Origin of the sequence: Sphingobium sp. SA916 (assembly GCF_002894065.1) — a bacterium.
GTDB lineage: Bacteria > Pseudomonadota > Alphaproteobacteria > Sphingomonadales > Sphingomonadaceae > Sphingobium > Sphingobium fuliginis.
In genome coordinates this window covers 1-5,075 of sequence record NZ_LXYF01000100.1, presented here as the reverse complement: position 1 = coordinate 5,075, position 5,075 = coordinate 1, and the positions used below count along the sequence as shown (strand labels likewise).

General features: G+C 68.1%; 6 protein-coding genes. 2 read left to right on the top strand and 4 right to left on the bottom strand.

The window, feature by feature from the left end:
* On the top strand, positions 1 to 839 hold an 839-nt coding region (locus tag A8G00_RS23755; RefSeq protein ID WP_103001875.1), incomplete at its 5' end, for an oxidoreductase.
* On the opposite strand, the gene A8G00_RS23750 is transcribed toward A8G00_RS23755, so the two are convergent.
* Positions 769 to 1,467, bottom strand: a complete 699-nt coding sequence (locus tag A8G00_RS23750) for a methyltransferase domain-containing protein (protein ID WP_025549814.1) — start codon at positions 1,465 to 1,467, stop codon at positions 769 to 771. The genes A8G00_RS23755 and A8G00_RS23750 overlap by 71 nt on opposite strands.
* A 59-nt stretch (positions 1,468 to 1,526) precedes the next feature.
* Here A8G00_RS23750 and A8G00_RS23745 point away from each other — a divergent pair, with 59 nt between their 5' ends.
* Positions 1,527 to 1,928, top strand: a complete 402-nt coding sequence (locus A8G00_RS23745) for a DUF2147 domain-containing protein (RefSeq protein ID WP_044662863.1) — start codon at positions 1,527 to 1,529, stop codon at positions 1,926 to 1,928.
* A 47-nt stretch (positions 1,929 to 1,975) separates the two neighbouring features.
* Here the strand turns inward: A8G00_RS23745 and A8G00_RS23740 are convergent, their stop codons facing one another.
* From A8G00_RS23740 to A8G00_RS23730, 3 genes are all read right to left on the bottom strand, one after another.
* Positions 1,976 to 2,833 (bottom strand): class I SAM-dependent methyltransferase, encoded by an 858-nt coding sequence (locus A8G00_RS23740; RefSeq protein ID WP_025549812.1) that lies wholly within the window; start codon positions 2,831 to 2,833, stop codon positions 1,976 to 1,978.
* 62 nt (positions 2,834 to 2,895) lie between these two features.
* Positions 2,896 to 4,179, bottom strand: coding sequence for an HD-GYP domain-containing protein (locus A8G00_RS23735; RefSeq protein WP_025549811.1), 1,284 nt, complete (start codon positions 4,177 to 4,179; stop codon positions 2,896 to 2,898).
* 290 nt (positions 4,180 to 4,469) lie between these two features.
* A partial coding sequence (locus A8G00_RS23730) for a TolC family protein (protein ID WP_172451964.1) occupies positions 4,470 to 5,075 on the bottom strand: 606 nt, incomplete at its 5' end.

Here is a 5,075-nt window from a genome sequence, read left to right as displayed (position 1 = left end):
TGGACGAAGCGCTGATCGCGCGCGCGGCGCGGGCGGGAGCCGTCGTCCAGCGGGGCCGGGCGGTGCGCGCCGCCGACCCCGCAGCGCGTTCGATCCGGTTCGACGATGGCGGGCAGTTGGCCGGCGATGCGCTGTTCCTGGCGACGGGCAAGCATGAATTGCGCGGGCTGGCCCGCGATCTCACCGCCCGGCGGGAACCGCCCTGCGTCGGGTTTCGCGCGACCCTGCCCGGCAGCGCGGACCTGACGGGCGTGATCGAGATGCACCTGTTCGACGGCGGCTATGCCGGCCTGCTGTTGCAGGAGGATGGCACCGCCAATCTCTGCCTTTCCGTTGCGCGGGACCGGCTGTCGGATGGCGCGCCCGCGCTGATGCAGGCGATCATGGCGGAGGCGCCCCATCTGGCCCGCCGCATGGCTGGAAACATGCCGCCCTCTTTTGAAGCGATTGCCGGCGTGCCCTATGGCTGGCGCGCGGCGGCGAGCGTTCCGGGACTCTTCCGCATCGGGGATCAGGGCGCGGTGATCGCTTCCCTGGCCGGCGACGGCATCGCCATCGCGCTCCACAGCGGGACCAGCGCCGCGCAGGCCTATCTGCGGGGTGGAGCGCAGGCGGCGATGGGCTGGCAGGACCAGTGGCGCCGCCGCAGCCGGCGGCCGCTGGCGATTGCCGAAGCCTTGCGCCACGGGGCGGCGGGACCATGGGGACGCGGGCTGCTGATGCGGCTGCTGGGCCTGATGCCGGGGCTGGGCGTTCAGGCCGCGCTGCTCACCCGCATATCCGCTCCACGCACAGGCGGAAGGAAAAGCGCCGCACGATCCGCACATCGTCCAGGCTGATGCCCGCCTGGGGCAACAGCTCCGCCCAGTCGCCGGGGCGGAAGGACCGGGCAATGGACAGCCGGCCATCCTCCCGCACGATGCGGTGGACGCGCAGCAGGCGGGCGAGCAGCGGAAAGCCCCAATGGGCAAATCCATGCCGGTGCAGGTCGCAGATCAGCCACCCCATCCGCGCCTCCGCCTCCATATGGCGCAGGAAGGTCATCAGTTGCGCATCCGTCATATGGTGCGTCACCTGGCTGGAGATGATGAAGTCGAACTGCTCCGGCTGGTCCAGATAGTCGCCGGCCCGATAGTCGATGGCAAGTTCGGGCGGAGTCGCGTGGCGGGCCGCGGCAAGGCTCTTTTCATTGAGGTCGACGCCGATCAGCTCGGCCTCTATCCCGCGCTTCCGGGCCCAGCGGGCGACCGCGCGCAGGACGTCGCCGTCTCCGAAACCGACATCGAGCAGGCGGAAATGCCGGGCCGGACCGACCGCGCGGTTGAGGAAGGCGATGGTGGGCCAGGCAGTGAAGGTCCAGCGGTTCACGCGGGCGAGGTCGTGCAGCACCCGCTCATAGACGGCGGGGTCCAGGTCCGGCGCGTCCATCTGCTCTTCCTGCCGCGAACGGATCGAAAGGTCGGCCATATGCCCTCTCTTCTTCTCCGGCATCATAGCATATCTTCATGGGCATGGAGGTGCATGCCATGGGATATTTCACCGCGCTCCTGATCATGGCGGCGGCGGCCTCGCCGCCGTCCGTCGAGGGCCGTTGGCTGACCGAGGACCGGAAGGGCGTGGTGCAGATCGCGCCGTGCGGCGGGCAGATGTGCGGTCGGATCGCGCAAGTGCTGGACAAGGGACCGGGCGTGCCGGCGACCGATGTCAACAATCCCGACCCCAAGTTGCGCGGGCAGCCGATATTGGGCCTGCTCACCCTTTGGGGTTTCCGCCGCGACGGCGCGATCTGGAAGGGCGGCCGCGCCTATGACCCGAAATCGGGGCGAAGCTACCGCGCGACATTGGGATTGAACGCGGACGGATCGCTCAGGCTGACGGGATGCGTGCTGTTCCTGTGCCAGTCGCAGCGCTGGACCCGGCTGCGCTAGAGCACGCTGCGCTAAATCGGACGCAGGTCGCCATGGGCTGAATCCCCTCACACCCTAGGACCGGCGCTGTCCTTCTCCCACAGGAAGATGCCGTAGCGCATCGCGCCGGTGCGCAGCGCCAGGATCAGGCGCGGCAGGCTGAGGATGAAGTCGCGGTTCCGGGTCCGGGGATTGAGCGCAAGGCTCCGCAGGGCCGGGTCGCGGATCATGGCCACCGCCAGCCGACGCAGGCAGATCGTCCAGGTGCGGCGGACGCGGACGCTGGCATCCTCATGGTCGCGCAGCGCGAACCCCGCTTGGGCGGCCAGCGCCTCATAATCCGCCCGGCTGCCCATGCCGGGAAGCCGCCCCTCCCGGCAAATGGGTCGCAGCAGGTGGCGGACTTCCCATGGCCGCGCGCCTTCGCCCTCCAGCCAGGCGCAGACGACCAGCCGCCCGCCGGGCCGCAGCACCCGTGCCGCTTCCGTGAAGAAGCGGGCCTTGTCGACCATATGTTCGGAACTTTCGATCGCATAGGCGCCGTCGAAACCCGCATCGGGCAGATCATTGTGCAGCCAGTCCCGACGCAGGCAGGTGAAGCGGGACAGCGCACGCGCGCCTGCCACCTTCTCCTGCGCGGAGGAGAGGGTGAGGCCCGTGACATGGACGTCGTGCCGGGCGACGATCCGGGCGGCGGTGGCGCCATAGCCGCATCCTATGTCGCACAGCCTCTGTCCTGGTTCCGGCGCAAGCCGCGCCTCCACCTCCTCGACGAGCGCTTCGGCCGCTTCGGCGGGGCTCTCGCTCCCCCTCCGCCAATAGCCATGATGCACATGCTCGCCCCAGATCCGCCGGTAGGCGAGGTCCAGTTCGTCATAATGAACGGCGACGCCCGCCGCGGTAGAGGGCATATCCGGCACGATCATGCCGCCTATATCCCTTGCCCGGCGGGCAGGCGCAACGAATTTTCAGGGCAGGGCCCCCGCCTTCATCCCGCCGCCGCGAGCAGCCTGGCGCTGAGCGCGGGCCATTCGGTCATGTCCCAACCCTCCGGCGTTTCGCGGGTCATGATCTGGTCCGCGCCGAAGCAGTTGGAAAGGTCTATGTCCTCCGCCTTCACGAAGCTGCGGTCGGAAAGCGAATAGAAGGGCCGCACCACCGGCAGCGTCAGGTCGTCGGCATTCTGCTCGACCACGATCGCCAGCCGGTGCGAGCGCAGGCGGACCAGCGATCCGATGGGATAGATGCCGACCGCGCGCTGGAACGCCTGGAAGATTTCGGGGTCGTAGAGCGTCTGCGCCTCGTCCAGCATCAGCAGCGCGCGGGATGGGTCCTCGCCATGACGGTGGATGCGGTTGGACGTCATCGCGTCATAGGTGTCGCAGATCGCCGCCATGCGGGCGAACCGTCCGATTTCATCGCCCTTCAGCCCATGGGGATAGCCGCTGCCGTCCAACCGCTCATGGTGATGGAGGCAGACGTCCAGCACGGCGTCCGGCATTTCGCCGCCCAGCGCCAGGAATTCATGCGCCAGCGTGGTGTGGCTCTTCACCACCTCCCATTCCTCCGGCGTCAGCGGACTGTCCTTGTCCCAGGTTTCCTGCGGCACATGGCCCATGCCGACGTCCATCAGCAATCCGGCAAGCCCGGCCTGCTGCACCTCTTCCGGAGAGAGGCGGAGCTGCTGCGCCAGGCTGATCATCAGCGCGCAGACCGACAGGGCGTGCAGATAGAGATATTCGCTGGTGTTCTTGAGCCGCGTCACCGCCATGAAGGCGTGGGGATTGCGCTGGATGGAGCTGGAGATCTCATCGATCATCGTTTCCAGCCTGTTGAGCTTGATCGCATTGCCCAGTCGGGAATCGTCGAAGATCTTCTGCATCGCGCGCACCGACTTGCGGGCGAGGCGGTTGGCATGAACCATCTCCGCCTTGGCCGGCAGCCTGTCCTTCGACAGCGGGTCGAACGGACGGCTGACGGGCGGCGGCGCCCCGCGCCGGGCTATGGTGGCGCCCGCACGGCCGAACGGACGGTCACGCTGGTCGGCAGCCGGCGCGCGGGGCGGGGCGGGCGCTTCGCTGGGCTTCAGGTCAGCGCCGCGAGAGGTGTCTATCTGCACCCATTCGACCTTGCTCGCCTTCAACGTTTCCAGTTGTTCGGCATCCTCCAGCAGCATCCTGCTCTTCCAGAAGGGGTGGGCGAACCATGACCCTTCCATCTTGTGGAGGAACATGCCCAATTCGACATGCTCGGTACGAATTCTCTTCAACATGATGATGCGCGGCCCCGACTTGAAAGTCCCTCCCGTCCGATCCGAAGCGCGCTCTCCCGTCCCTGCCGGACTCCTCCCCCGGAGCATGTCGCGCTTCCATCGGACAATATGGACTTTTAGAGCATCGTGCGGAAAAGCCTGTCCTGAGCCCTGTCGAAGGACGGGAACCGGTTTTCTGCCTAAAACGATGCGACAACAGAAACTTGGAGCGCGCGGCCTGTGCCCGATACAAGGCAACGCGCTCCAGCGCGGCATTTCGCTCCCAAAGCCTTGCGGAAAGGTTAAATTCCCTATTGCCAGCCGAGGCCGAGCGCCTTTTGCAGGGCGATATAGTCGGCCGTCATCGCCGCCGTTCCCTGGGTCAGCGCCTGAGCCGCCGACAGGCTCTGCCGCTCCGCGTCGAGAAGCTGGATGCGGGTGGCCGTTCCCGCCTCGAAACGCTGGCGCATCAGCGCGGCGGCGCGCTCAGCCGAGGCCTTCGACCGGGCGGCGCTGGCGACGCTCAGCCGCCGCGCGCCAAAGCGGGAAAGCGCGTCCTCGCCGTCGCGCAGGGCATTGAGCACCGCCTGCCGATATTGCGCGGCCGCCTCGTCCCGGACGCCTTCGGCCTGTCCGACCCGGGCGGCGTTGCGGCCGAAATCGAGGAAGCTCCAGCTCAGGCGCGGCATGGCGATCGCCGCCAGCGTGTCGAGGTCGACCAGATCGCCCGGATCGGTGCCGCCGATGCCGATCAGGCCCATGAAGCTGAGGCTGGGAAAACGCGCGGCCTCCGCCACGCCGATCCTGGCGGTGGCGGCGGCGAACTGGCGCTCCGCCGCCCTGATGTCGGGGCGGCGCCTGAGCAGCGCGGCGGGATCGCCGACCGCGACCTGCGCGGGAGGCAGCGGCACGGGCGC